Annotated in this window: 18 protein-coding genes; 9 read left to right on the top strand and 9 right to left on the bottom strand. The window is 73.7% G+C overall.

Going from position 1 to position 24455, the window contains the following annotated elements; genetic code table 11:
- The first annotated feature begins 48 nt into the window (after nt 1-48).
- Genes QSK03_RS17335 through QSK03_RS17325 form a run of 3 tightly spaced genes read left to right on the top strand, consistent with a single transcriptional unit; the run spans nt 49 to nt 6042 of the window.
- Complete coding sequence (locus tag QSK03_RS17335) at nt 49-4986, top strand: NAD-glutamate dehydrogenase (RefSeq protein ID WP_285654347.1); 4938 nt, start codon at nt 49-51, stop codon at nt 4984-4986.
- A 28-nt stretch (nt 4987-5014) separates the two neighbouring features.
- Nucleotides 5015-5446, top strand: a complete 432-nt coding sequence (locus tag QSK03_RS17330) for an acyl-CoA thioesterase (protein ID WP_285654345.1) — start codon at nt 5015-5017, stop codon at nt 5444-5446.
- Complete coding sequence (locus QSK03_RS17325; RefSeq protein ID WP_285654343.1) at nt 5443-6042, top strand: DUF8010 domain-containing protein; 600 nt, start codon at nt 5443-5445, stop codon at nt 6040-6042. The genes QSK03_RS17330 and QSK03_RS17325 overlap by 4 nt, the downstream gene beginning before the upstream one ends.
- A 45-nt stretch (nt 6043-6087) precedes the next feature.
- On the opposite strand, the gene QSK03_RS17320 is transcribed toward QSK03_RS17325, so the two are convergent.
- Genes QSK03_RS17320 through QSK03_RS17310 form a run of 3 tightly spaced genes read right to left on the bottom strand, consistent with a single transcriptional unit; the run spans nt 6088 to nt 8293 of the window.
- A complete protein-coding gene (locus QSK03_RS17320) occupies nt 6088-6798 on the bottom strand; it encodes a dienelactone hydrolase family protein (protein ID WP_285654341.1) in 711 nt (236 codons plus the stop codon).
- A gap of 49 nt (nt 6799-6847) precedes the next feature.
- Nucleotides 6848-7246, bottom strand: a complete 399-nt coding sequence (locus QSK03_RS17315; protein ID WP_285654338.1) for a globin — start codon at nt 7244-7246, stop codon at nt 6848-6850.
- Nucleotides 7247-7270: 24 nt separating this feature from the next.
- Nucleotides 7271-8293: a mechanosensitive ion channel family protein gene (locus tag QSK03_RS17310; RefSeq protein WP_285654336.1), complete on the bottom strand. Its 1023-nt coding sequence runs from the start codon at nt 8291-8293 to the stop codon at nt 7271-7273.
- 282 nt (nt 8294-8575) lie between these two features.
- Between QSK03_RS17310 and QSK03_RS17305 the strand changes: the two genes are divergently transcribed.
- The 4 genes from QSK03_RS17305 (at nt 8576) to QSK03_RS17290 (ending at nt 11654) form a co-directional block, all read left to right on the top strand.
- Nucleotides 8576-9241 (top strand): HNH endonuclease, encoded by a 666-nt coding sequence (locus QSK03_RS17305; RefSeq protein ID WP_285654334.1) that lies wholly within the window; start codon nt 8576-8578, stop codon nt 9239-9241.
- A gap of 117 nt (nt 9242-9358) precedes the next feature.
- A complete protein-coding gene (locus QSK03_RS17300; protein ID WP_285654332.1) occupies nt 9359-10765 on the top strand; it encodes an amidase in 1407 nt (468 codons plus the stop codon).
- Nucleotides 10766-10882: 117 nt separating this feature from the next.
- Nucleotides 10883-11137 (top strand): aa3-type cytochrome oxidase subunit CtaJ, encoded by a 255-nt coding sequence (gene ctaJ / locus QSK03_RS17295; RefSeq protein WP_285654330.1) that lies wholly within the window; start codon nt 10883-10885, stop codon nt 11135-11137.
- The gene (locus QSK03_RS17290; RefSeq protein ID WP_285654328.1) at nt 11124-11654 is read left to right on the top strand and encodes a DUF5130 family protein; all 531 of its coding nucleotides are present in this window, start codon (nt 11124-11126) and stop codon (nt 11652-11654) included. The genes ctaJ and QSK03_RS17290 overlap by 14 nt, the downstream gene beginning before the upstream one ends.
- 111 nt (nt 11655-11765) lie before the next feature.
- Here QSK03_RS17290 and pepN read toward each other — a convergent pair whose 3' ends face one another.
- Nucleotides 11766-14336, bottom strand: coding sequence for an aminopeptidase N (gene pepN, locus QSK03_RS17285; protein WP_285654326.1), 2571 nt, complete (start codon nt 14334-14336; stop codon nt 11766-11768).
- Between the two features lie 88 nt (nt 14337-14424).
- Here pepN and QSK03_RS17280 point away from each other — a divergent pair, with 88 nt between their 5' ends.
- Nucleotides 14425-15033: a mycothiol-dependent nitroreductase Rv2466c family protein gene (locus QSK03_RS17280; RefSeq protein WP_285654324.1), complete on the top strand. Its 609-nt coding sequence runs from the start codon at nt 14425-14427 to the stop codon at nt 15031-15033.
- 19 nt (nt 15034-15052) lie between these two features.
- Here QSK03_RS17280 and QSK03_RS17275 read toward each other — a convergent pair whose 3' ends face one another.
- Entirely contained in the window at nt 15053-15961 is a 909-nt protein-coding gene (locus QSK03_RS17275; protein ID WP_285654322.1) for a phytanoyl-CoA dioxygenase family protein, read from the bottom strand.
- A gap of 96 nt (nt 15962-16057) precedes the next feature.
- Here QSK03_RS17275 and QSK03_RS17270 point away from each other — a divergent pair, with 96 nt between their 5' ends.
- Complete coding sequence (locus tag QSK03_RS17270; RefSeq protein WP_285654320.1) at nt 16058-17482, top strand: aldehyde dehydrogenase family protein; 1425 nt, start codon at nt 16058-16060, stop codon at nt 17480-17482.
- A 7-nt stretch (nt 17483-17489) separates the two neighbouring features.
- On the opposite strand, the gene QSK03_RS17265 is transcribed toward QSK03_RS17270, so the two are convergent.
- The 4 genes from QSK03_RS17265 to QSK03_RS17250 all read right to left on the bottom strand — a co-directional run bounded on the left by QSK03_RS17265 (nt 17490) and on the right by QSK03_RS17250 (nt 24430).
- Nucleotides 17490-19523 carry a galactose oxidase-like domain-containing protein gene (locus tag QSK03_RS17265; protein WP_285654318.1) on the bottom strand — a complete coding sequence of 678 codons (2034 nt, stop codon included), beginning with the start codon at nt 19521-19523 and terminating at the stop codon, nt 17490-17492.
- Nucleotides 19524-19629: 106 nt separating this feature from the next.
- Nucleotides 19630-20727: a CapA family protein gene (locus QSK03_RS17260; protein ID WP_285654313.1), complete on the bottom strand. Its 1098-nt coding sequence runs from the start codon at nt 20725-20727 to the stop codon at nt 19630-19632.
- 31 nt (nt 20728-20758) lie between these two features.
- Nucleotides 20759-22600 carry a prolyl oligopeptidase family serine peptidase gene (locus QSK03_RS17255; RefSeq protein WP_285654311.1) on the bottom strand — a complete coding sequence of 614 codons (1842 nt, stop codon included), beginning with the start codon at nt 22598-22600 and terminating at the stop codon, nt 20759-20761.
- A 54-nt stretch (nt 22601-22654) separates the two neighbouring features.
- Nucleotides 22655-24430, bottom strand: a complete 1776-nt coding sequence (locus tag QSK03_RS17250) for an N-acetylglutaminylglutamine amidotransferase (RefSeq protein WP_285654309.1) — start codon at nt 24428-24430, stop codon at nt 22655-22657.
- Nucleotides 24431-24455 lie beyond the last annotated feature (25 nt).

Genomic DNA, 24455 nt, shown 5'->3' with positions numbered 1-24455 from the left:
CACGCCGGACCGTTGCGGCACGTTCCTCGCCGTCACGAGAGCGGCGGCATGACCGCGACCACGAGCCGCGCCGGCACCGACGCCGCGAGGGGCTGGCCGGCCGAGCGCCACACCCTGCGCGCGGTCGCGGCCGAGGCGGACCCCCCGGACTCCGAGCTGGGCGAGCTGGCCGTCACGTACTTCGACCGGGTGCCCGACGGCGAGCTGGTGGCGGACCCCGCCGACGCCCTCGCGACCGTGCGGGCCCACCGCAGCCTCGCGCGGCTGCGCGTCCCGGGGAAGCCCGTCACCGCCGTGCTCGACACCCCGGGGGCCGCGGGCCGGATCTCCGTGCTGGTCGTCACCGACGACATGCCGTTCCTGATCGACTCGGTGCTCGCCGAGCTCGACCGCACGGGCGCGAGCGTGCACCGCGTCGTGCACCCCGTGGTCGTGGTCCGCCGCGACGTCCGCGGTGAGCTGCTGGACATCCTGCCGATGGCCGATGCCGCCGCGCCGCCGCCCGGCACCGTCGCCGAGTCCTGGATGAACATCGAGCTGGGGGACCTCCCCGGCTCCGATCCGGCGCGGGACCTCGCGGCCGACCTGCACGCGCGCCTGTCGGGGGTGCTCACCGACGTCCGCGAGGTCGTCGAGGACGGCGACCGGATGGTGTCCACTGCCCGCGCCCTCGCCGACGAGCTGGCGGCGTCGGGACCGGGCGAGGACAGCGCGGAGACCGCCGACACGGTGGCGCTGCTGCGCTGGTTCGCCCAGGGCAACCTGATCCTGCTCGGCTACCGCCGCCAGGAGGTGGTCGACACCCCCGAGGGCCCGGCACTGCGTGGGGTGCTGGCCACGGGGCTCGGCGTGCTGCGTCGCGACAGTCTCGTCGCGCGGACCCTCACCGCGAGCCCGGACAGCGTGAGTCCCGCCGGTGTTCCCGGGGACGCGACGCCCCGGCGTCTGCTCGTGCTCACCCGCGCGAGCGCCCGCTCGACGGTGCACCGCCCGGAGCACCCCCTCTACGTCGGCGTCAGCATCCACGACGACGAGGGCCGGCTCGTCGGCGAGCACCGGTTCCTCGGCATCCTCACCGTCGCCGCCCGGCACGCCGACGTCCTCGGGATCCCGGTGGTGTCCCGGCGCGTGCAGGAGGTCGTCGCCGAGGCGGGCCTGCCCGTCGACTCGTGGTCGGGTCAGCGGCTGCTCGAGGTCCTGCAGACCTACCCCCGCGCCGAGCTGCTGTGCACCGACCGCGCCTCGCTGGAGGCCACCGCGACGGGCGTGCTCGACCTCGCCGAGCGGCGCCGGGTGCGGCTGTTCCTGCGCCGTGACCCGTACGGCCGCTACTTCTCCTGCATGATCTACCTCCCGCGCGACCGGTACACCACCGCGATCCGCACGCGCATGCAGGACGTCCTCATGCGCGAGCTGCGCGGCACCGACCTCGAGCACACCGCCCGCGTCACCGAGGACCAGCTGGCGTTGCTGCACGTCACGGTGCACACCGGGCGCGAGGAGCCGGTGACGCCGGACCTCGAGACGCTGACCGCGCAACTCGCCGAGGCGGCGCGGACGTGGTCGGACCGGCTGCGCGAGCAGGCCACCGGCGAGGAGCGCGCGGTCCTCGCGACGATCGGGGAGCCGTTCGCCGAGTCGTACAAGGAGGACTTCGGCCCGGAGCGCGGGCTGCTCGACCTGCGGGTGCTCGACGGTCTCACGCCGCCCGGGGCGGAGGGTCCGGGACGCGACACCGCCGTGCGGCTCTACCGGCCGACGAACCCCGACGCGGGCGACCGCCGGCTCAAGCTCTACCTCGCGGGGCGGCGCGCGACGCTGTCGTCGGTGCTGCCGGCGCTGCAGTCGCTGGGCGTGGTGGTGGTCGACGAGCGCCCGTACGAGGTCACCCGCAGCGACGGCGTGACCTGCTGGATCAACGACTTCGGGCTGCGCCTGCCCGGGACGGACTCCGTGCCGCCGGGCACCGAGCACGACCTCACCGAGCGCTTCGCCGAGGCGTTCGACACCGTCTGGAGCGGGCACGTCGGCGCCGACGGGTTCAACGCCCTCGTGCTGAGCGCCGGGCTGACCTGGCGCCAGGCCGCGGTGCTCCGCGCCTTCTCCCGGTACCAGCGCCAGATCGGCAGCCCCTACGGGCAGAGCTACATCACCGACGTCGCGGGCGCCCACCGCGACGTCGCCGTGGGCCTCGTCGAGCTGTTCGAGGCGCGCTTCGACCCGGCCCTGTCGCCGGACGAGCGCGACCGCCGGGTCGCCGAGGTGGACGGGCGGGTCACGACCGCGATCGCTGACGTCACCAGCCTCGACGCGGACCGGATCCTGCGCTCGCTGCTCGGGGTGGTGCGGGCGACGCTGCGCACCAACTTCTTCCGCCGCGACGCCGAGGGGGCGCCCCGCCCGTTCCTCGCACTCAAGCTCGACCCGGCGCAGGTGCCGGGGGTGCCCGAGCCCGTGCCGGCGATCGAGACGTTCGTGCACTCCAACCGCGTCGAGGGCGTGCACCTGCGCTTCGGGCCGATCGCGCGCGGCGGACTGCGCTGGTCGGACCGCCTGCAGGACTACCGCACCGAGATCCTCGGGCTGGTCAAGGCGCAGGCGGTCAAGAACGCGGTGATCGTGCCGGTCGGCGCCAAGGGCGGGTTCGTCGTGAAGCGCCCGCCCGCCGCGACGGGCGACGCCGCGGTCGACCGGGACGCCGCGCGGGCCGAGGGCGTCGCCTGCTACCGGATGTTCGTCTCGGGGCTGCTCGACCTCGTCGACGACCGGGCCGGGCACGCCGCGGACTCCGCGGTGCGCACGCCCGAGGAGGTCGTCCGCTACGACGGCGACGACACCTACCTCGTGGTCGCCGCCGACAAGGGCACCGCGACGTTCTCGGACACCGCCAACGCGGTCGCGGGCGAGTACGGGTTCTGGCTGGGCGACGCGTTCGCCTCCGGCGGGTCGGTCGGCTACGACCACAAGGCGATGGGCATCACCGCCCGCGGCGCCTGGGAGAGCGTGCGGCGGCACTTCCGCGAGCTCGACCGCGACCTGGCGACCGACGAGATCACCGTCGTCGGCGTCGGCGACATGTCCGGCGACGTCTTCGGCAACGGGATGCTGCTCTCCGAGCACCTGCGGATCGTCGCGGCGTTCGACCACCGCCACGTCTTCCTCGACCCGGACCCTGACCCGGCGGTCTCGTTCGCCGAGCGCCGCCGCCTGTTCGAGCTGTCCCGGTCGTCGTGGGCCGACTACGACACCTCGCTGATCAGTGAGGGCGGCGGCGTGTACCCGCGCACGATGAAGGCGGTGCCGGTCTCACCGGAGGCGGCGCGGGCGCTCGGCGCCGACCCCGGCGAGATGGACCCGCCGACGCTCGTGCGCGCGATCCTGCGGGCCCCGGCCGACCTGCTGTGGAACGGCGGCATCGGCACCTACGTCAAGGCGTCCACCGAGACGCACGCCGACGTCGGCGACAAGACCAACGACGCGGTGCGCGTCGACGGCGACGAGCTGCGGGTCGCGGTGGTGGGCGAGGGCGGCAACCTCGGGCTCACACAGCTCGGGCGCATCGAGTACGACCACCACGGCGGCAAGGTCAACACCGACGCGGTCGACAACAGCGCGGGCGTCGACTGCTCCGACCACGAGGTCAACATCAAGATCCTGCTGGACTCGCTCGTCGAGCGCGGCGAGCTCGGGGAGGACGAGCGCGACGAGCAGATCGCGGCGACCACCGACGACGTGGCGGCGCTGGTGCTCGCCGACAACGTGGCGCAGAACGAGGTCCTCGGGGTCTCGCGGGCCCACGCGGCCGGGATGATGCACGTCCACCGCGACCTCGTCGCCGACCTCGAGGCCCGCGGCCGTCTCGACCGCGAGCTCGACGTCCTGCCCGACGAGGAGGGCTTCGAGCTGCGGCTCGCCGAGGACGAGGGCCTCACCAGCCCCGAGCTGTGCACGCTGATGGCGCACGTCAAGCTCGACCTCACCGACGCCCTGACCGACTCCGAGCTCCCCGACCTCGAGGTCTTCTCCCGCCGCCTGCCCGCGTACTTCCCGGCGGCGCTCGCCGAGCGCTACCCGGACGCGGTGGCGGCGCACCCGCTGCGGCGCCAGATCGTCACGACGATGCTGTCGAACACCGTGGTCGACGGCGGCGGCCTGAGCTACGTGTACCGGCTCGTGCAGGAGGTGGCCGCGAGCCCGGCCGACGCCGTGCGGGCCTACCACGTGGCCACGTCGGTGTTCGGGCTCGACGCGCTCGCCGCCGACCTCGCCGCCGCGGACATGCCGGTCGCCCTCGCGGACCGCCTCACGCTCCAGGCCCGGCGCCAGCTCGACCGCGCCGCGCGCTGGTTCCTGACCCGCCGCCCCCAGCCGCTGGCCGTCGGCGCCGAGACCCAGCGGTTCGCGCCGACGATGCGGATGCTCGCGCCGCGCGTCCCGGACATGCTGCGCGGGGAGGAGGCCGAGGGCCTGACGCGCCGCGTCCGGGAGTTCACGGTCGCCGGGGCGCCCGAGGACCTGGCGCGCCGGGCGGTCGGCGGGCTCTACGCGTTCGGTGTCCTCGACGTCACCGAGATCGTCGAGATCGCCGAGCGCGAGCAGGGCGGCGTGCTCGTCGACGACGGCGAGGTCTCGCAGGACGAGGTGATCGCCGTCGCGGAGCTGTACTACGCGCTGTCCGCGCACCTCGGGCTCGACGCGCTGCTCACGGCCGTCGCGGCGCTCGACCGCACCGACCGGTGGCACGCGCTGGCCCGCCTGTCCCTGCGCGACGAGCTGTACTCCTCGCTGCGCGCGATCACCCTCGACGTGCTGGCCGACACCGGCCCCGAGGAGTCCGCGGACGAGAAGATCGAGCACTGGGAGCAGGCGAACGCCTCGCGGCTGATGCGCGCGCGGACGGCGCTCGCCGAGATCGCCGAGCAGGGGCGCGCCGACCTGGCCACCGTGTCGGTGGCGGCCCGCCAGATCCGCAGCATGGTCCGCTGAAGCACCGACCCGGGAGGAACGAGAGCGCGTGGCGCCCTACGTCAACGACGTCGCGGTCCGTTGGTCCGACCAGGACGCCTACGGCCACGTCAACCACGCCCGCGTCGTGACGCTGCTCGAGGACGCCCGCACCGGACTGCTGTTCGACGCCGCGACCCGCGCCGGGGTGGCGGCCTTCGAGGCCGGCCTGCTCGTCGCCACGCTGGAGGTGCGCTACCGCCGCCCGATCCCGTGGACCCCGGCCGGGGTGCGGGTGGAGATGACCGCGCAGGACGTGAAGGCCGCGTCGTTCCTCGTCGCCTATCGGCTCCTGCTGCCGTCCGCGAACGGGGACGGGGGCTTCGACGACGCGAAGCCGGCCGCGACCGCGACGACCCAGCTCGTGCCCTACGACCTGGCGACCGAGCGCCCCCGACGGCTCACCGCGGAGGAGCGGGAGTTCCTGGGCCTGTACACGTGACCCTCGCGGTGCCGGACGCCGCGGACCGGGCGGCGCTCGCCGACGTCGTGGGGCGGGTGGTGCGCCTCGACCCGGCCGCCGTCGTGCGCCTGCGCGATCTCGGCGGGAGCGTGGCCGTGTGGGCGGGCACGCCTTTCGAGGTGCTGGTGGCCGCGCGGGCGCCGGGGCGGGTCGCGCCGGGCGACACCACGGTCGTCGGCGCGGACCTGCTCGCGGCGCTGAGCGTCGTCGACGCCCCCGAGACGGAGCCCGGGAGGCCGGTCGACGACCGCTGGCGCGGCGATCTCCCGCCCGAGGGTCCGTGGGGTGTCCTCGGCGAGATCGCGGCCGGGGAGGTCGAGGCCGCCGTCGCGCGCTTCACGACCCCGGCGGCCCTCGACGAGACGGCGTGGGAGGGCGACCTGGAGGGTGCCGTCGTGCGGGTCCCGGCGCGCTGCCTGGTCGCGGTCGCCGGCATGGGGTGGCCGGAGGACGGGGTGTCCGTCCCCGTGGCCGTCTCGGGCGAGGGCTCGTGGCTGCGTCTCGACGCCGGCCCGCGGTCGGTGGGTGCCGCGATCGTGCGCCGACGTCGCCCCCGTCTCTCCGTGCTGATGTGAGCGGAATTCACGGTCAGGACCGTGAATTCCGCTCTCATACGCCGATCAGCCCAGGTTCTTGCGCAGGAAGTCGCGGGTGGCGCTCCAGGCCTTGAGGGCCTGCTCGGGGTCGTAGGTGCCGAGGTGGTTCTCGTCGTTGAAGAAGGCGTGCCCGGACGGGTAGAGGCGGAAGTCGGGGCGGACGCCGGACTCGTCCTCGATCCGGTCGGCGAGCTCCTCGACGGCGTCCGGCGGCGCCATGTCGTCCTCCTCGCCGAAGTGGCCGAGCAGCGGCGCGGTCAGTTTCGCGAAGCTCGGGTAGTCCTCGCCGAGCACGCCGTAGAACGGGACCGCGGCGCCGATCTTGTCGCCCTGCTGCGCGGCGAGCACGAGCACGAAGCCGCCGCCCATGCAGAAGCCGACGGCGCCGACCTTGTCGCCCGTCACGGCCTCGTGGCCGAGCAGGTAGTCGACGGCGCCGCCGAGGTCGGTGGCGGCCCGGTCGACGGGCAGCTCCTGCATGAGCTTGCCGGCCTCGTCGGCGTCGTGGGTGGTGGTGCCGCCGTAGAGGTCGGGAGCCAGGGCGACGAAGCCCTCGGCGGCGAGGCGGTTGGTGACGTCGGCGATGTGGGCCGTCAGGCCCCACCACTCCTGGATGACGACGACACCGGGGCCGGACCCCGACTCGGGGAGCGCGAGGTATCCGTACGCCGTCCGTCCGTTGCTGGGGAAGCTGACGTTCTGGAGCGGGTTGCCAGAGGAATTCGACTCGGCCATGGCCGCCATCCCACCAGCCGTCACTCCCGAGCGCTCACCAGGCCTTCGTTCACCACGCCTTGTTCATCATGCTCGTGGCGGCCATCTCGAAGTACTCCCACATCTGGCGGCGCCGTTCCTCGGGCAGCTCGACCTCGTCGACGGCGACCCGCATGCAGCGCAGCCACGCGTCGCGCTCGAGCGGCCCGATCGGGAACGGCCCGTGGCGCATGCGCAGGCGGGGGTGTCCGCGCTGGTGGGAGTAGGTCTGCGGGCCGCCCCAGTACTGCTCGAGGAACATCAGCAGGCGCTGCTCGGCCGGGCCCAGGTCCTCCTCCGGGTAGAGGGGGCGCAGGACCGGGTCGTCGGCGACCTGCTCGTAGAAGCGGTGCACGATCGCCGCGAACGTCTCGTGCCCGCCGACGGCCTCGTAGAACGTCTCCGGTCGTCCGGACTGCGGTGCGCTCACCCCACCACGGTCCCAGATCCGCTCTCAGACCGCCGGTGTGCCCGGCCCGGAGACGCCGGGCCGGCCCGCGAACGGGTACGGCGCCGGGACGCCGGCCGCGTCGAGCTGCGTCTTGATCTCGGCGGCCACGGCGCGCTGGACCGCCCACTGCTCGCCGGGGCGGGTCCGGATCGTCAGGCGCAGCAGGACCCCCTCGGCGGTGACGGACTGGACGCCGAGCATCTCGGGCGGCGCGATGACCTTGCTCGCGATCTTCGGTTCCGCGCACTCGGCGGTGGCCGCGCGCTCGGCGATCTCGAGGGCGTCGTCGACGTCGGCGGCGTGGCCTACGGGGATGTCGACGACGGCGACCGAGAAGCCCTGGCTGGAGTTGCCGACGCGCAGGACCTCGCCGTTGCGGACGTACCAGACGGTGCCCGCGATGTCCCGCAGCGTCGTGACGCGCAGGCCGACGGCCTCGACGGTGCCGGTGGCCTCGCCGAGGTCGACGACGTCGCCGACGCCGTACTGGTCCTCGAGCATCATGAAGATGCCGGACAGGAAGTCGCGGACGAGGTTCTGGGCACCGAACCCGATCGCGACACCGACGATGCCGGCCGAGGCGATGATCGGGGCGAGGTTCACGCCGAACTCGCCCAGGATCAGCACGAACGCGACCCCGTAGATCAGGATCGTCGAGAAGGACCGCAGCACCGAGCCGATGGCCTGGGCGCGCTGGGTGCGCCGCTCGACCATCAGCGGGGCGGCGTCGCGCAGCGTGCGGACGGCCCGGTCTCGCAAGGGGCGCAGGAGGGCGGGCACGCGGCCCTCACGGGCGCCGGTGGTCAGCCGGTTGATCGCCCGGTGCACGGCGAAGCGCAGGACGATCGCCACGACGATGATCAGCAGCACGACGACCGCGTGACCCACCAGCTCGTCCGCCGAGCGCGAGAGCCAGTCGGCCTGCGTGAGCTGGTAGACGCGGGCGCAGAGCGTGCCCTGATCGGCGGCGCAGGCCGGCGCGTCGATCGGCAGCGAGAGCGGCGACGACAGGTCCGTGGGCGGCACGGGGGTCGTGGTCGTCGGCGAAGGGGCCGGGGTGCTCGGGGGTGGGGTCGGCAACGGCACCGTCACGCCCGCCGACCGTAGAGCACCGGGTGTGGCGCCCGGATCGGGGCGCACGTGACCCCGGAGGCGACCGCCCGTGTGTCCGGACATGACGCGCCGGTGACACACCGGCGACGCGCCCGTGCGCTCGGTGAGAACACCCGTGCGATCGGGCGCGTTGTGTGGTCGACTAGGGCCAACTCGGCGGGAGGTGGTCGTGTGCACGAACGACAACCCGGCAGCGTGACTCCGCTGGTCAGCGAGGTCCCGCCCACCACCGCGCCACGCGGCGCGTCCGACCCTCCCGATCCCGTCCCCGAACTCACCGTCGCTCCCCCTCCTTCCGTCTCCTCCCCGGACGATTCGCCCGCCCCGCCGACCTCGTCGCCGCCCTGGGGCCGCCGCCGGGTCCTGCTCCTCAACGCCACCTTCGAGCCCCTCACCGCGCTGCCCCTCCGGCGCGCGATCGTGCTGCTGGTCTGCGGCAAGGCCGAGGTGGTGCACGGCGACGCCGCCGGGCTCGTCCTGCACTCGGCCACGGGGTCGGTCGACGTCCCCTCCGTCATCCGGCTCCGCGCCTACGTGCGCGTGCCCTACCGCGCCCGCGTCCCGCTGACCCGGGCCGCGCTCATGCACCGCGACCGCTTCCGGTGCGCCTACTGCGGCGGGCGGGCCGAGACCATCGACCACGTGGTCCCGCGCAGCCGCGGCGGCACGCACACGTGGGAGAACTGCGTCGCATGCTGCGCGCGGTGCAACCACAAGAAGGCCGACAAGCTGCTCGCCGAGCTGGGCTGGCCACTGCGGACCATGCCGACCGCACCACGCGGGCGGCATTGGCGGCTGCTCGCGAGCGTCGTGGACGCCGACCCGCTGTGGCTGCCGTACCTGGGGGAGTCCGCGGCCTGACGCTCGCGTCTCCTCCGTGTTCCTGGTGATCGAAGTCCCGATACGGACGCTGAGTGTCTGCGAAGGCACTTCGCTGACACCACGCGAGCTCCGAGGATGCGGCAGCATGGGGCAACCGTGAGCGATCTCCACGAGCTGACCGCCCTCGAGACCGCGGCCGCGATCCGACGCGGGGACGTCTCCGTCGTCGACGTCGTCGAGGCCGCCCTGTCCCGGGCCGAGCGCCTGGGTCCCGGGCTCGGGGCCTTCGCGGTCCTCACGCCCGAGCGCGCGCTGGACGCCGCCCGGGCGCTGGACCGGGCCGGGGTCGACGGCGCCGGTCCGCTCGCCGGGGTGCCGACGGCGATCAAGGACCTCGCCGCCACGGCGGGCGTGCCCACGCGCCGGGGCTCGGTGATCTACGACGGGTACGTGCCCGACCGCGACGACGACGTCGTGGGCCTGCTGCGCGCGGCAGGGACGATCAGCATCGGCAAGACCGCCGTGCCCGAGTTCGGCCTGCCCTGCTACACCGAGCCCGCGGGCGCGCCGCCGGCCGTGACGCCGTGGGACCGCACGCGCTCGGCCGGCGGCTCCTCGGGCGGGGCGGCGGCCGCGGTCGCCGCGCGCGTGCTGCCGGTCGCGCACGGCACCGACGGCGGCGGGTCGATCCGCATCCCCGCCTCGTCGTGCGGGCTCGTGGGTCTCAAGACCACGCGGGGCCGCGTTCCGGCGGGACCCGCGGGGGGCGATCCCGCGGGCCTGTCGGTGCACGGGCCGCTGGCGCGCACCGTCGCCGACGCCGCGGCGCTGCTCGACGCGATGGCGGCACCGTCGCCGGGGGAGCCTTTCGTCCCGGCGCCCCCGCCCGCCGAGGGCTACCTCGCGGCGGCGGGCCGCGCGCCGGGACGCCGCCGGATCGCGCTGGCGGTCGACCCCCCGATCGACGCGACGGAGATCGATCCCGTCTGCCGTGGAGCGGCCGAGGAGACCGGGGCGCTGCTGGCCGATCTCGGGCACGACGTCGAGCCGGTCGCGCTGCGCCTGCCCGACGCGGGCGTCGACGCGTTCCTCACGCTGTGGAAGGTGCTCTCGCTCGCCGACCCCGTCGACGCCGCCGACGAGCCGCGCCTGCAGCCGCTGACCCGCTACCTGCGGGCGCGGGGCCGCGAGTACGACGGGATGGCGGCGATGGCCGCGCTGCACACGGTGCAGGTGGTGACGCGCGCGATGGTGGCCGAACGGGCCGGGTACGACGCCGTGCTGACCCCGACCGTCGCGCTGCCGCCCCGCCCGGTCGGGTGGTTCACCGCCGGCGGCGACCCCGCCGACGACTTCGCCCGCCAGATCGCGTTCACCCCCTGGACCGCGATCGCCAACCTCACCGGCGAGCCCGCGATCTCCCTGCCGCTGTCCTGGTCCGACGGCCTGCCGATCGGGGTGTCGCTGCGCGGGCGGCGCGGCGAGGAGGCGCTGCTGCTCGCGCTCGGGGCGCAGCTCGAGGCCGCTCGCCCGTGGGCGGGCCGGCGGCCGCCGGAGATGTGAGCACCCCGCGGGGTCTACGACGGGATGTCGTGGGAGACGGAGCAAGATCAGGGGAGCACGCCGATAGGGGCAGCTCGACCCGTCAAGATCGGCGGCGATCCACTACGGTGCAGCGCTGTGAGCCCGTTGACCACCTTCCTGCTCTACGGCGTGACGTCGCTCGGGGGGATCGGCCTGATCGCCGCCATGACCCTGATCCGCCCCGCGTCGCGCGGCGCGCGCTACCGCTCCGGCGACGAGTGGCACCACGAGCCGCTCTGGTGGATGGGCAACCCCCGCGGTTCGGGCGTCGCCGGGCCGACCGTCGAGGCCGTCCCCGCCGGGTCGGCCGCCGAGCACACCGCCCGAGGAGGCGCTCGTGGCACATGGTGAGGTCGTCCCGACCCGTCAGGACGCCCCGGGGGAGACCACCCGGGTGACCCGGGCGCCCGGCATCGCCGACGACCCGGTCGCCGGCGTGGCCCGGGTGTCGACGCTCTCGGGGCGCATCTCCGAGGCCACCGACGTGCTCGCCGAGGACTCGCGCACCCCGTTCTCGTCGTCGCAGCTCTCCCGGCTCGACGAGGCGCTGACCCTCGCGTGCCGCGAGACCGGCCTGCTGTTCACGCTCTGGGTCGGCGCGCTGGGCCCGCAGTCCCGCGCGCGCGCCGAGGAGCTGCACGCCTCGCTGGGCGACAGCGCCGCCGACGCGGTCGTCGTGGCCGTGTCGCCGGGCGAGCGCGTGGTCGAGGTCGTCACGGGCGCCGAGTCCAGCCGCCGCATCGACGACCGCGGCGCCAAGCTCGCGGTGATGAGCATGGTCGCCTCGTTCAAGGAGTCCGACCTCGTCGGCGGCATGGTCGAGGGCCTCACGATGCTCGCCGACCAGGCGGGCCACGCCCACCACTGAGCCACTTGGGGGTATCGGCGCGCCTGCCTGCGCCGAGCTCCGCGAAACGAACGGCGTTCTCGCTGCTTCCGAAGCAGCGAGAGCGCCGTTCGTTCGTCGGGACCCCCGGCCTCAGCCCCGGTCGAACTCCCGGGCGGCGAGGGCACGGACGACGCCCGCGCGGCCCTCGGTGACCAGCCGGCGCAGGGCCGGCGGGTGGTCGCCCGCGAGCCAGGCGTCGGCGGCCTCGACCGTCGCGTGCTCGACGGCCCAGGACGGGAAGAGGCCCTGCACCATGGGCTGCGCCTGCTCCGACGAGCGGCGGGCCCAGACGTCGTCGACGGCCGCGAAGTACGTCGGCACGTAGTCGGTCAGCAGCGCCTGCTGGGCCGGATGCGAGAAGCCCATGATGATCGCGGCGTTGATCGCGTTCGGCAGCGAGTCGTCCTCGACGGCGCGTCGCCACGCCTCCGCCTTGGCCTCCGGGGTCGGCAGGAGCGCCCGCGCCCGCTCGGCCATGCGCCGGCCGGTGGCGGTGTTGTCGCGCGCGTACTCCTCGTCGATGTCGGCCTCGGTCGCGGCGCCGTGCGCGACGAGGGCGTGCAGGAGCCGCCAGCGCAGGTCGGTGTCGACGGTCAGGCCCTCGAGCGGCTTGTCGCCCGAGCGCCACCCGGCCATCGCGTCGAGGGCCTCGGGCGTGAGCACCGAGCCGGCCAGCGCGTTGACGACGGCGAGCTGGTGGTCCGAGCCGGGGTCGGTGTGCGCCAGCTCGAGGAGCTGCGCGACGAACTGCGGCCAGCCCTCGGTGACCGCCCAGCCCGGCTCGGCGTACGACGCGAGCGCGGTCTGGGCCTGCAGCAGCAGGCGCTGCACGACGCCGACCTCGCTCTCGGCGGCGAGCCCACCCGTCACGAGCGTGACGAAGTCGCGGGCGCGCAGCTCGGCCTCGCGGGTCATCTCCCAGGCCGCCGACCAGCACAGGGTGCGCGGCAGCGGCTCGGCGATGTCGCCGATCCGGTCGATCAGCGTGGTCAGCGAGCGCTCGTCGAGGCGCATCGTGCAGTAGGTCAGGTCGTCGTCGTTGACGAGCACGAGCGCGCCGGCCTCGACGCCGACCAGCTCGGGCACCTCGGTGCGGTCGCCGTCGACGTCCAGCTCGACGCGGTGCTGCCGGACGAACTTGCCGGAGCCGTCGGCGTTGTCGGAGCCGTAGATCCCGACCGCGAGACGGTGCGTGCGCAGCTCGCCGTCCCCGGGCCGCGCGCCGCCCTGGACGACCTCGAACGCCGTGTAGCGACCGTTCTCACCCACCGAGAACGAGGGCGACAGCGAGTTGAGCCCCGTCGTCCGGAGCCACTGCGCGCTCCAGCCCGACAGGTCGCGGCCGGAGGCCTCGGTGAGCGCGCCGAGCAGGTCGTCGAAGGTGGCGTTGCCGTAGGCGTGGCGCGAGAAGTACAGGCGCAGCCCGGACAGGAACTCCTCCTGGCCGACGTACGCGACGAGCTGCTTGAGCACCGACGCGCCCTTGGCGTAGGTGATGCCGTCGAAGTTGACCTCGACGGCCTGCAGGTCGGGGATGTCGGCGGCCACGGGGTGCGTCGAGGGCAGCTGGTCCTGCCGGTAGGCCCACGACTTCTCGACGTTGGCGAACGTCGTCCACGCGTTGCGGTACTCGGTGGCCTCGGCCTGGCTGACGACACTCGCCCAGGTGGCGAACGACTCGTTGAGCCACAGGTCGTTCCACCAGCGCATCGTGACGAGGTCGCCGAACCACATGTGCGCCATCTCGTGCAGGATCGTCTCGGCGCGGCGCTCGTAGAGGTAGCGGGTGACGCGGCTGCGGAAGACGTAGTCCTCGAGGAACGTCACCGCGCCGACGTTCTCCATCGCGCCCGCGTTGAACTCGGGCACGAAGAGCTGGTCGTACTTGTCGAAGGGGTAGGGCACCCCGAAGTTGCGGTGGTAGAAGCCGAAGCCCTGCTTGGTCTCGGTGAACAGCCGCTCGGCGTCCATGTACTCGGCGAGGCTCGCGCGGCAGTAGATGCCGAGCGGGATCTCGCCGTGCTCGTCGGCGTAGGTGTCGGTCCACTTGGCGTACGGCCCGGCGATCAGCGCGACGAGGTAGGTGGAGATGCGCGGCGTGGTCGCGAACGCGTGCCGCGTGACTCCGCCCGCCTCGGCCGCGGACTGCGCGGCGCCGTTGGTGACGACCTCCCAGCTCGACGGCGCCGTGACCGTCGTGGTGATGGTCGCCTTGAGGTCGGGCTGGTCGAAGCAGGCGAACATGCGCTTGGCGTCGGCCGTCTCGAACTGGCTGTAGAGGTAGACGCCGCCGTCGACGGGGTCGACGAAGCGGTGCAGCCCCTCGCCGGTGTTCATGTAGCGGCAGTCGGCGTCGACGACGAGCTCGTTGTCGGCGGCGAGGTCGGGCAGCGCGATGCCCTTTTCCTCGTCGTAGTCCGAGACGTCGAGCGGCGTGCCGTTGAGCACCGCCGACCGCACGCCCGCGGCGACGATGTCGATCCAGCTCGAGGCGCCGGGCTGCGTGCACCGGAACCGCGCGGTGGTGATCGACCGGAACGTGGACTCGCCGGGCCCGCCGGTCGCCGGGTCGGTCAGGTCGAGGTCGACGGTGTAGGAGTCGACCGCGAGCAGCTCGGCGCGGGTCTCGGCGTCGGTCCGGGTCAGGTTCGGGGCAGCCACGGCAACAGCCTATGACGCATCGGGAACATCACCGGGCTCCACCGGGGTTGCCACGGATGAGGACCTCCGAGAAGGGAACCCGACCGCCATGGCAGACAAGACCCGCGTCGACTTCTGGTTCGACCCGCTGTGCCCGTTCGCCTGGATCACCTCGCGCTGGATGCTCGAGGTCGAGAAGGTGCGTGACGTCGAGACGCACTGGCACGTCATGAGCCTCGCCGTGCTGAACGAGGGCCGCGACCTGCCCGAGAACTACGCGGAGATGATGAAGAAGGCGTGGGGTCCCGTCCGCGTCGCGATCGCCGCCGCGCAGCAGCACGGCGACGGGATCCTCGCCCCGCTCTACACCGCGATGGGCACGGAGATCCACAACAACGGCAACAAGGACTTCGACGACGTCATCCCGAAGGCGCTCGCCGAGGTCGGCCTGGACGCCTCGCTCGCCCAGGCCGCGTACTCCGAGGAGTACGACGAGGCCCTGAAGAAGAGCCACCACGAAGGCATGGACCCCGTGGGCATGGACGTCGGCACGCCGGTGATCCACGTCGAGGGTGCGGCCTACTTCGGCCCGGTCCTGACCCGCATCCCCAAGGGCGAGCAGGCCGGGCAGATCTTCGACGGCGCGAAGCTCCTCGCGGGCTACGAGTACTTCTACGAGCTCAAGCGCACCCGCGACACCGAGCTCCAGTTCGACTGAGCAGCCGGGGCGCCGGCGCCTACATCGACGCCGGCGCCTCGTTCTGCTGGAGCGCGAACAGGCTCGTGTAGCCGCCCGACCAGTCCGGCGGGACGAGGCACGGCCGCGGATCGTGGTGCGCCCAGCGCGCCCGCTCGCCGCGCACGACCTCCTCGGCGTGGCTCGAGGGCAGCGGGTTCGCGGTGTACGGGAACGGGTCCGCCGCCTTGTAGACGTTGAGCAGCAGCGGCCGCCCGATCGGCGAGTCGTTCGCCGCGGAGTGGTGCGCCATGCGGCAGTTGTGGATCGTCACCGACCCGGCCGGGCCGGGCAGGTAGACGGTCCGGTCCGTGTCGAGGCCGGTGGCGTCGCGCGACGAGAGTGCCCCGGCCCACGCGCCATCGGCGCCGTAGAGGTCGTACAGCGGGCCCTCGTGGCTGCCCGGCAGCACCCCGAGCGGGCCCTGCTCCATCCCGCAGTCGTACAGGTAGGTGCCGAACGTCAGCGGCGAGTAGTTGGTGTGCGGCCAGTACTGGATGTCCTGGTGCCACTTGACCTCGGCGCCGCCGCGCGCCCACTTGAAGTTGAGCTTCGAGTGGTGGAAGGCGACGTCGGGCCCGACGAGGTCGGCCGCGACGTCGGCGAGCACCGACTCGCGGGCGTAGGCCCAGTAGTCGGGGTGCTGGTCGACCGGGCTGGTCACCCGGCGCAGCCGGGGCGCGTCGGCGGTGTGGTCCGGCTCGAGGTCGAAGACACGGTCCGACGCCGTGAGCGACCGGCTGCGCTCCACCATCTCGTCGGTGGCGGCGCGCAGGCGCTCCAGCCACTGCTCGGGGATGAGGCGCTCCAGTAGCAGGTAGCCGTTCTCCCAGTACGACTCGCGCTGCTCGGAGGTGAGCACCTTCGCGGGCGTCTGGCGGATGTCGTCGATGAGCATGGGGACCTCCACGCGGTGTGTCCGTCCTCACACGGTAAGTCACACGAGCGGGCTCGTCGCCCCGTCGGGCAGGGTGGGGGGACACCCACGATGCGGAGGCTGGCTGCGATGACCACCGGTACGGACACGCTGACGAGGCACTGGATCGACGGCGCCTGGCAGGAGGGGTCCGGCTCGATCGCCGTGGTGAACCCGGCGACGGAGGCGACGATCGCGGAGGTCCCGGCCGGGGGCGCCGCGGAGGTCGACGCCGCGGTCCTGGCCGCGCGCCACGCGTTCCCGGCGTGGGCGGCGACGCCGCTGGCCGACCGCGTCGCGATGGTGCTGGCCATCCGCGAGGGCATCAAGGCGCGCAGCGGCGAGATCGCCGCGTCGATCACCGCCGAGATGGGCTCGCCGACGAAGTTCGCCAACTCCGTGCAGGTCGGCATGCCGATGGCGACGTCCAAGGGCGTCGCCGGGCTCGCCGAGTCGTTCCCGTGGACCGAGGAGATCGGGAACTCGCTGGTCGTGCGCGAGCCGGTCGGGGTCGTCGGCGCCGTGACGCCGTGGAACTACCCGCTGCACCAGGTCGTCGCCAAGGTCGCCCCGGCGCTGGTCGCGGGCTGCACGATCGTGCTCAAGCCGAGCGAGGTCGCCCCGCTGACCGCCGGCATCCTCGCCGAGATCACCCGCGAGGCGGGCCTGCCCGCCGGCGTGTTCAACGTCGTCCACGGCACCGGGCCCGACGCCGGTGAGGCGCTCGCGCAGCACCCGATGGTCGACATGATGTCGTTCACCGGGTCGGTGCCGGCGGGTCGGCGGGTGCAGGAGGTCGCCGCGGGCACGGTCAAGCGCGTCGCGCTGGAGCTCGGCGGCAAGTCGGCCAACATCGTCCTCGACGACGCCGAGCTCACCCAGGCGGTCAAGCTGGGCCTCGGCAACTGCTTCATCAACGGCGGTCAGACGTGCACCGCGTGGACCCGGCTGCTCGTCCCGCAGTCGCTGCACGACCAGGTCGTCGAGATGGCCGTCGAGCAGTCCGCCAAGTACACCGTCGGCGACCCGACCGAGGAGTCCACCCGCATCGGGCCGATGTCCTCGGACCGCCAGCGCGAGCGCGTCGAGGGCTACATCACGCGCGGTGTCTCCGAGGGCGCCGAGCTCGCCGCCGGCGGGCCCGGGCGTCCCGACGGCCTCGAGCGGGGCGCCTACGTCCGTCCGACGATCTTCTCCGGCGTCCGTCCCGACATGACCATCGCCCAGGAGGAGATCTTCGGGCCGGTGCTGTCGGTGATGCCCTACGCCGACGAGGACGAGGCCGTCGAGATCGCCAACGCCACCGTCTACGGCCTCGCGGGCGCGGTGTTCGCCGGCTCGCAGGAGCGCGGCGTCGAGGTCGCCAAGCGGATGCGGACCGGGCAGGTCGACGTCAACGGCGGCGCGTTCAACCCCCTCGCGCCGTTCGGCGGCTACAAGCAGTCCGGCACCGGCCGCGAGCTCGGGCGCTACGGGCTCGAGGAGTTCCTCGAGGTCAAGTCCATCCAGCTGTAGGCGTCCCTCAGCCGACGAGGACGAACTCGGCCTCGGACGGGATCCCGTCGCGGAGCAGGAAGAGCATGTACCAGCCCGGCGGGGCCACCGCCCCGTCGGGCGGGGTGCGCAGCGTGAGGCCGTCGGCGGACCGCGACACGATCTCCAGCCCGACGTGGCGCTGGTCGGGGTCGAAGGAGTGGGTGCACGACCCGTTGCGCATCAGCGCCACCGTCGTGATCGCCGCGGCGTCGGGGGTGCCGACCTCGACGGTCGTGCCGTAGCCGACGGCGTCGGGCGCGGAGCCGATCTTCGGGCGGTCACCGCGGAACAGGTAGGGCGGCCGGAAGATCTCCAGGCGGAGCTCCGAGACCGGGATGACCTCGGGGTTCCAGGTCGCGTCGGTGCCGGACGTCATGACCGTCCCGTCCGGGAGCAGGAGCGCCGTGGCGTGGTAGAGCCGCGGCACGGACGTATGGTCCATCCGCGTCCAGGTGTCGGTCTCCGGGTCGTAGATCTCGCTCTCCCACACCGGGTTGGCGCCGTTGTCGGCGAAGCCGCGGCTGCTGCCCGACATCACCAGGACGGTCCGGTCCGGGAGCAGCACGGCGTCGGGCATGACGCGCGCGGCGTGCATCTCCGCGGCGGGGGCCCACGCCGGGCTCGGCACGCCCAGGTCGAGGATCTCGGCGCTGGCCGTCGCCGGGGTGCGCATCCCGACCGGCTGGGGTCCGCCGCCGCCCAGGGCCAGCACCTTCGCGCGGTACGGCGGGCTCGCGTCCGGGAGCAGGGGGAGCAGGACGGCCGTGCCCTCGACGCCGTAGGTGCGGCTGTTGCGGTCCGGGCGGGCCGTCGCCTCCAGGTGCGCCGGCTCGAAGGTGGCGCTCCCGAGGTCGAGGAAGACGGTGTGGGTGCCGCCGTGCACCAGCACCCGGTCGCCGGGCAGCACGAAGACGAACGGGTAGGTGACCGATCCCCCGAAGCCCTCGAAGGGCGCCGGGGTGCGGGGGCCCACCGTGTCCGTGCGCGGGTCGAAGATCTCGTAGCTGAGGTTGGGGTTCGGACCCAGCGCCGGGTCGAACACCCGCCGTTCGCCGGCCACGATGAGCACCCGGCCGTCGGGCAGGGTCACCGCGGTCGAGTACCACCGGCCCTCGGCCATCCGGTCGACGTCCTGCCAGTGGCCACCGCCCGGGCCCCCCGGCGTGAAGGTGTGCAGCATCTTCAGCCGGTCCTGCAGCTCCCGGTCACCGCCCACCATGAGCAGCCGTCCGTCCGGCAGGAACGCGTGCCCACCGCAGAACAGGTTCGGCAGGTGACCGTGCGGCCCGTCGTAGGTCGGCGTGGACGCGGTCCGCGTGTCGAGGTCGAGGACACGGGACTCGCCGGCGTGGGACGGCTGCGGGTCGTGGTGGCCGTGCCCGGTCTCGTCGAGGTAGCTCAGGAACCAGACGGACCCACGGGCGCCGGTGGGCAGGAGCGCCGCGTGCAACCCGCTGATCCCCGCCGTGAAGGGGGCGACCTCCCATGCACCGCCGAGGGCCGGGTCCGGGACACCGAAGGCGGGGCGGGTGAGGACCTCGTAGGCGCCGCGGTGGGCGTCCCACCAGATGTCACCGCCCTGGAACCGCGTGTGCTGGCTGTGGCGGTCCGGGGTCGTCTCCTCGTTGCTCAGCGGGTAGCCGAGGTCGCTGCGCTCGAAGCCGAGCGACGCCCACAGGGCGTGGATGGCGCCCCGGACCTCGAACGCCCCGGTGGCCGCCGTCCAGTAGATCGAGCCGTTCTGGAAGCGGTTGAAGCGCCCGATCCCGTCCGGCGTCGCGGTCTCGTCGGACAGCGGGTAGCCGAGCGCGCCGCGCTCCCAGCCCATCCCCGCCCAGGTGGCGAGGATCGCGCCGTGGACCTCGTGGGCACCGGTGCCGGGCGTCCAGTAGATCGAGCCCTGCAGGTAGGGGCGGAAGCGGCCGAACCCGTCGGGTGTCCCGAGCTCGGGGCCGGTGGGCGGGCCGAGCAGCCCGCCGTCCCCGCCGTGGGCCGCGTGGTGGTCGTCGATCGGGCTCATGCCGGCACCTCCCCGTCGGTGTGCACCGAGGGTGACACGGACGGGAGGAACCGGACCCGACGGACACTCGTTCGGCCCTACCGGTGATGCTCTCCGCACTCCGTTCTCACCCGCGGGTGAGCCCAGCGGCGAGAGCGCCGCGGGTCGCGACCCGGGCGTCGGTGCGGTCCCGCGATGCCGCGGCGGGGGAGCCGGGCGGGGCGTCGGTGACGTCCCGGACGCGGATCGGCGGGCCCACGTCGATCCAGGTCGGGACGTACTCGGCGCGCGTCACCCGCCACCGCCCGTCGGGTCCCACGCCGAAGGTGAAGCGCGCGAGCGCCCCGTCGTCGGTGCCGGGGGTCTCCTGGTCGGCGAGCTGGTTGCCGAGCCCGTAGGCCACCCACTCGTCGCCGATCCGCTCGAACGGCTGCACGACGTGGGCGTGGTGGCCGATGATCAGGTCGATGTCGGGGCTCGCGAGCAGCTCCGGGGCCAGGCGCAGCTGCTCGTCGTTCGGCGTCGGGTCGTTCTGGGTGCCCCAGTGCGCGGACAGGACGACCACGGCGGCGCCGGCGGCGCGTGCGCGGGCGGCCGCGGCCAGCACGGCGGCCGGGTCGAGCAGGGCGACGCTGCCCCCACGGGGGACGACGTCACCGTTGAGGCCGTAGGTCGCCGACAGGTGGGCGACGCGCACGCCGCGCACGTCGTAGAAGGTCGTGGATGCGGCCTCGGCAGGGGAGCGGGCGGTGCCCGCGTGCCGCAGGCCCGCCGCGTCGAGGGTCGCGAGCGTGCGGTCGACGCCCGCGGTGCCCTGGTCGAGCGCGTGGTTCGACGCCGTGCTGCACCCGTCGAAGCCGACCGCGGCGAGCGAGCGCGCCAGCTCCGGGGGCGCGTCGAAGGACGGCCAGCCCGCGTACGGCCCGCCGGGCGGGGCGAGCGGGGTCTCGAGGTGGCACAGGGCCAGGTCGGCGCCGCCGATCAGGGGTGCGAGGCCCGCGAGCTGCGGGACGAAGTCGTGCGTGCCCCGGCCGTCGGCGAGCGCCTGCGCGGCGACAGCCGGGTGCACGAGCTCGTCGCCCCCCGCGACCAGCGTGAAGGACGGCGGCGGGGGAGGGGGTGCCGCCGGGCCCGACGGTGCTGACGGTGCTGACGGCGCGCAGCCGACGGCGAGCCAGCACAGGGTGACGACGGCGACGATCGCGCGGCGGCCGGCCCGGTGCACGGGCCCAGCCTGCTCCGCGGGGCCGCGGCCGTCAGGGGGTCAGCGCGAAGTAGGTGCTCAGCCAGTCGACGCAGGCGTGGATGAAGGCGACCCGGTTCTCGGTGCGCTGGATCTCGTGGCCCTCGTCCTCGAAGAGCAGGTAGCGGAACGGCACGCCGGCGTCCTTGGCGCCGTGGACCGCCAGCTCGGCCTCGTGCACCGGGACGTTGGTGTCGTACTTGCCGTGCACCACGAGCAGCGGCGCGCGCAGGTGCTCCATGCGGTGCACGGGCGAGAGCTCGCGCAGCAGGTTGCGGTCGTGGATCGGGTGGCCGTACTCGCCGACCGCGGCGTCCGCGATCCACGGTTCGGTGCGGGCGAAGAACGTCTCGAAGTCCGCCATGCCGCAGACGTCGATGCCGACGGCGAAGAGCTCGGGGTGGTTCACCAGGGCGGCGAGGGTGAGGTAGCCGCCGTACGAGCGGCCCATCACGCCGACGCGCGCCGGGTCGGCGATACCGCTCTCGACGAGGTGCTCGACGCAGGTCGCGACGTCGCGGATCGCGGCGAACCGGCCGGCGCCGTTGTCGGCGTTGACGAACGAGCGCCCGAAGCCCGACGAGCCGCGCACGTTGGCGGCATAGACGGCCACGCCGCGGGCGAGCAGGTGCTGGTAGAGCGGCGTGAACACCGGGCGCTCCTGCGCCTCGGGCCCGCCGTGCAGGTAGATCACCGTCGGCAGCGGGCCGGTCTGTCCGCGGGGACGGTAGAGCCAGCCGGGCAGGCGCAGGCCGTCGGGGGTGGTGACGACCTCGAGCGAGGGGTGCACGAGCTGGCCCGGCGACCAGCGCGGCTCCTCCTGCGGGCAGATCAGCGCCGTGCTGTCCGAGGACAGCTCGTGGCACCACACCGCGGCCGGCACCTCGGGCGACTGGATGCCCATCACCAGCGAGTCGCCGTCGTGGCTGAACACGGCGCTGGTGACGACGTCGCCGGGCGGGGCGTAGCCCGAGCACTTGCCGGTGGCGATGTCGAGCAGGTCGACCTCGCTGCGTCCCTCGACGTTCCAGACGACGGCGGCGAGCGCCGCGTCCTCGGTGAGGGCGAAGCGCTCCAGGTCGGCGTCGGTGCGCTCGGCGAGCACCTCGGGGGTCATGGGCCGCGCGTCGGTGGCGACGTCGACCGCGACCAGCGCGGCCCGCTCGCGGCCGCCGTCGGTGAGCAGCAGCATCTTCGTGCCGTCGGGGGTGAAGCGGCCGGCGACGACGCTGGAGTCGCGGGTGATGGCCACGGGGTGCTCCACCGCCCCGGGCGGGCCACCGGGCCCGCGGCCCGCGTCGATCTCGTGCCAGCCCTCGGTGCCGTCGAGGTCGACGATGCCGACGTGGCGCGAGCCGCGCCGGCCGCGGCGCAGGAGCACGCGGCGCCGGTCGCGGCTCACGTCGAGGATCTGGAGGGCGTGCCCGGACCCCACGCGTTGGCGCTGCCCGCTGTCGGCGTCGACGAGCCAGGCCGTCGTGGTGTCGTAGTCCGACTCCGTGATCGCGAGCACCGAGCCGGTGTGGGTGAAGCGGTCGAGGGTCACCGCGCCGCGGTCGCCGTCGCCGACGCCGCGGACGGCGCGCAGGTCGGTGCCGTCGGGGCGCACGATCGCGACGTTGCTGCGCTCGCCGCCGTCCGGCGCGGTCTCGACGGCGAGCCAGGCGCCGTCGGGCGACCAGCGGACCGTGGAGACGAGCTCGTCACCGGTGTCGAGCGACCACTCCTCGCCGGTCGCGCGGCGGTGCAGACGGACCTGCGGGAGGCCGTCGCCGTCCCAGACGAACGCGATCGTCGTGCCGTCCGGGGAGGGGCTGGGGGACCAGCAACGTGTCGCACTGATCCACTCGTCCACCGCCCGCGACCCTCCTCCGGTTGAGCACGATTCATCGTCGCCGGGGCACCGTACCTACGTGATCCCGTGGGCCTGCAGCCACATCTCGAGCAGCGCCACCTGCCAGAGCGCGTTGGCGCCGAGGTTGGTGCGCCCGGAGTTCGGGTCGTCGAGCATCTCGGTGACGGCCCCGGGGCGGAACAGCCCGCGCGACGTCGCCGCCGGGTCGGTGAGTGCGCCGCGGACGCGCTCGAGGACCGGGCCCGAGAGCTGGCGGATCGCCGGCACCGGGAAGTAGCCCTTCTTCCGGTCGATGATCTCGTCGGGCAGCACGCCGCGCGCGGCCTGCTTGAGGACGCCCTTGCCGCCGTCGGCGAGCTTGTACTCCGGCGGGCAGGCGCCCATGGCCTCGACGAAGTCGTGGTCGAGGAACGGCACGCGCGCCTCGAGACCCCAGGCCATCGTCATGTTGTCGACGCGCTTCACCGGGTCGTCGACGAGCATGATCGTCGTGTCGAGGCGCAGCGCGGCGTCGACCGCCGAGTCCGCGCCGTCGCGGCCGAAGTGCTCGGCCACGAACTCCCGGCTGACGTCGGAGTCGACCAGTGCCTCGGGCGTGAGCAGCTGCGCGACCTCGCTGTGCGGGCGGTCGAAGAACGCCTTCTGGTAGGCGTCGAGCGCGCCGTCGCGGGGAACGCCGGCCAGCGGCGGGTACCAGTCGTAGCCGCCGAGGATCTCGTCGGCGCCCTGCCCCGACTGCACCACCTTGATCGACTTCGAGACCTCGCGGGAGAGCAGGTAGAACGCGACGACGTCGTGGCTGACCATGGGTTCGGCCATCGACGCGACGGCGCCCTCCAGCGCGTCGTCGGTCTCGTGCTTGGGGACCGTGAACTTCACGTGGTCGGTGCCGTAGGTCTTCGCGACCAGGTCGGAGTAGTCGAACTCGTCGCCGGTCTCGCCGGCCTCGGCCTCGAAGCCGATCGAGAACGTCTTGAGGTCCTTCTGGCCCATCTCCGCCAGCAGCGCCACGACGATCGACGAGTCGATGCCGCCCGAGAGCAGCACGCCGACGGGCACGTCGGCGACCATGCGGCGCTCGACGGCGGTGCGCAGGCTCGTCAGCGCCGTCTCGGCCCACTCCTGCGCCGACTTCTCCCCGTTGCGCGTGAACTCCGGCTCCCAGTAGAGCCAGTCGTCGGTGGCGCCGTCCGGCGAGATCGTGCGGACCGTGGCCGGGGGCAGCTTGCGGACGCCCTGCAGGATCGTGCGCGGGGCGGGCACCACCGAGTGGAAGCTCATGTAGTGGTGCAGGGCCACGCGGTCCACGTCGGTGTTGAGCCCGCCGCCCGCGAGCAGGGCGGGCAGCGACGACGCGAAGCGGATCGCGCCGGGGACCTGCGCGACGTAGAGCGGCTTGATGCCCAGGCGGTCGCGCCCGATCACCAGCTCGCCGGTGCGCCGGTCGGAGACCGCGAACGCGAACATGCCCTTGAAGTGCTCGACGCAGGCCTTCCCCCAGCGGTGGTAGGCCTTGACGAGGACCTCGGTGTCCGAGGTGGAGAAGAACCGGTACCCCTGGGCGTGCAGCTCCTCGCGCAGCTCCTTGTAGTTGTAGATGATCCCGTTGAACACGGCGGTCAGCCCGAGGTCGGAGTCGACCATCGGCTGGGTGCCCGTCTCCGACAGATCGATGATCTTGAGCCGGCGGTGCGCGAGCGCGAGGGGGCCGTGGCCGACGACACCCCAACCGTCCGGGCCGCGGGGTTCGAGGACTTGGGCCATGTCGAGCACCGTCGACACCTCGGCCGCCCGGCCGTCGAAGCGGAACTCACCGGCGATGCCGCACACGTTCTGTCGTCCTCCTCCGTCGGCA

Source organism: Actinomycetospora sp. NBRC 106375 (assembly GCF_030269665.1).
Classification (GTDB): Bacteria; Actinomycetota; Actinomycetes; order Mycobacteriales; family Pseudonocardiaceae; genus Actinomycetospora.
Note: the sequence above shows the minus strand (reverse complement) of the source record. Positions and strands in the feature narration are given on the sequence as shown.

What these genes read in the sequence shown, in the direction of transcription:
- QSK03_RS17270 (WP_285654320.1), top strand. Translation starts at nt 16,058, where the DNA reads ATGACCACCGGTACGGACACGCTGACGAGGCACTGGATCGACGGCGCC.
- QSK03_RS17265 (WP_285654318.1), bottom strand. Translation starts at nt 19,523, where the DNA reads ATGAGCCCGATCGACGACCACCACGCGGCCCACGGCGGGGACGGCGGG.
- QSK03_RS17320 (WP_285654341.1), bottom strand. Translation starts at nt 6,798, where the DNA reads ATGGCCGAGTCGAATTCCTCTGGCAACCCGCTCCAGAACGTCAGCTTC.
- QSK03_RS17280 (WP_285654324.1), top strand. Translation starts at nt 14,425, where the DNA reads ATGGCAGACAAGACCCGCGTCGACTTCTGGTTCGACCCGCTGTGCCCG.
- QSK03_RS17335 (WP_285654347.1), top strand. Translation starts at nt 49, where the DNA reads ATGACCGCGACCACGAGCCGCGCCGGCACCGACGCCGCGAGGGGCTGG.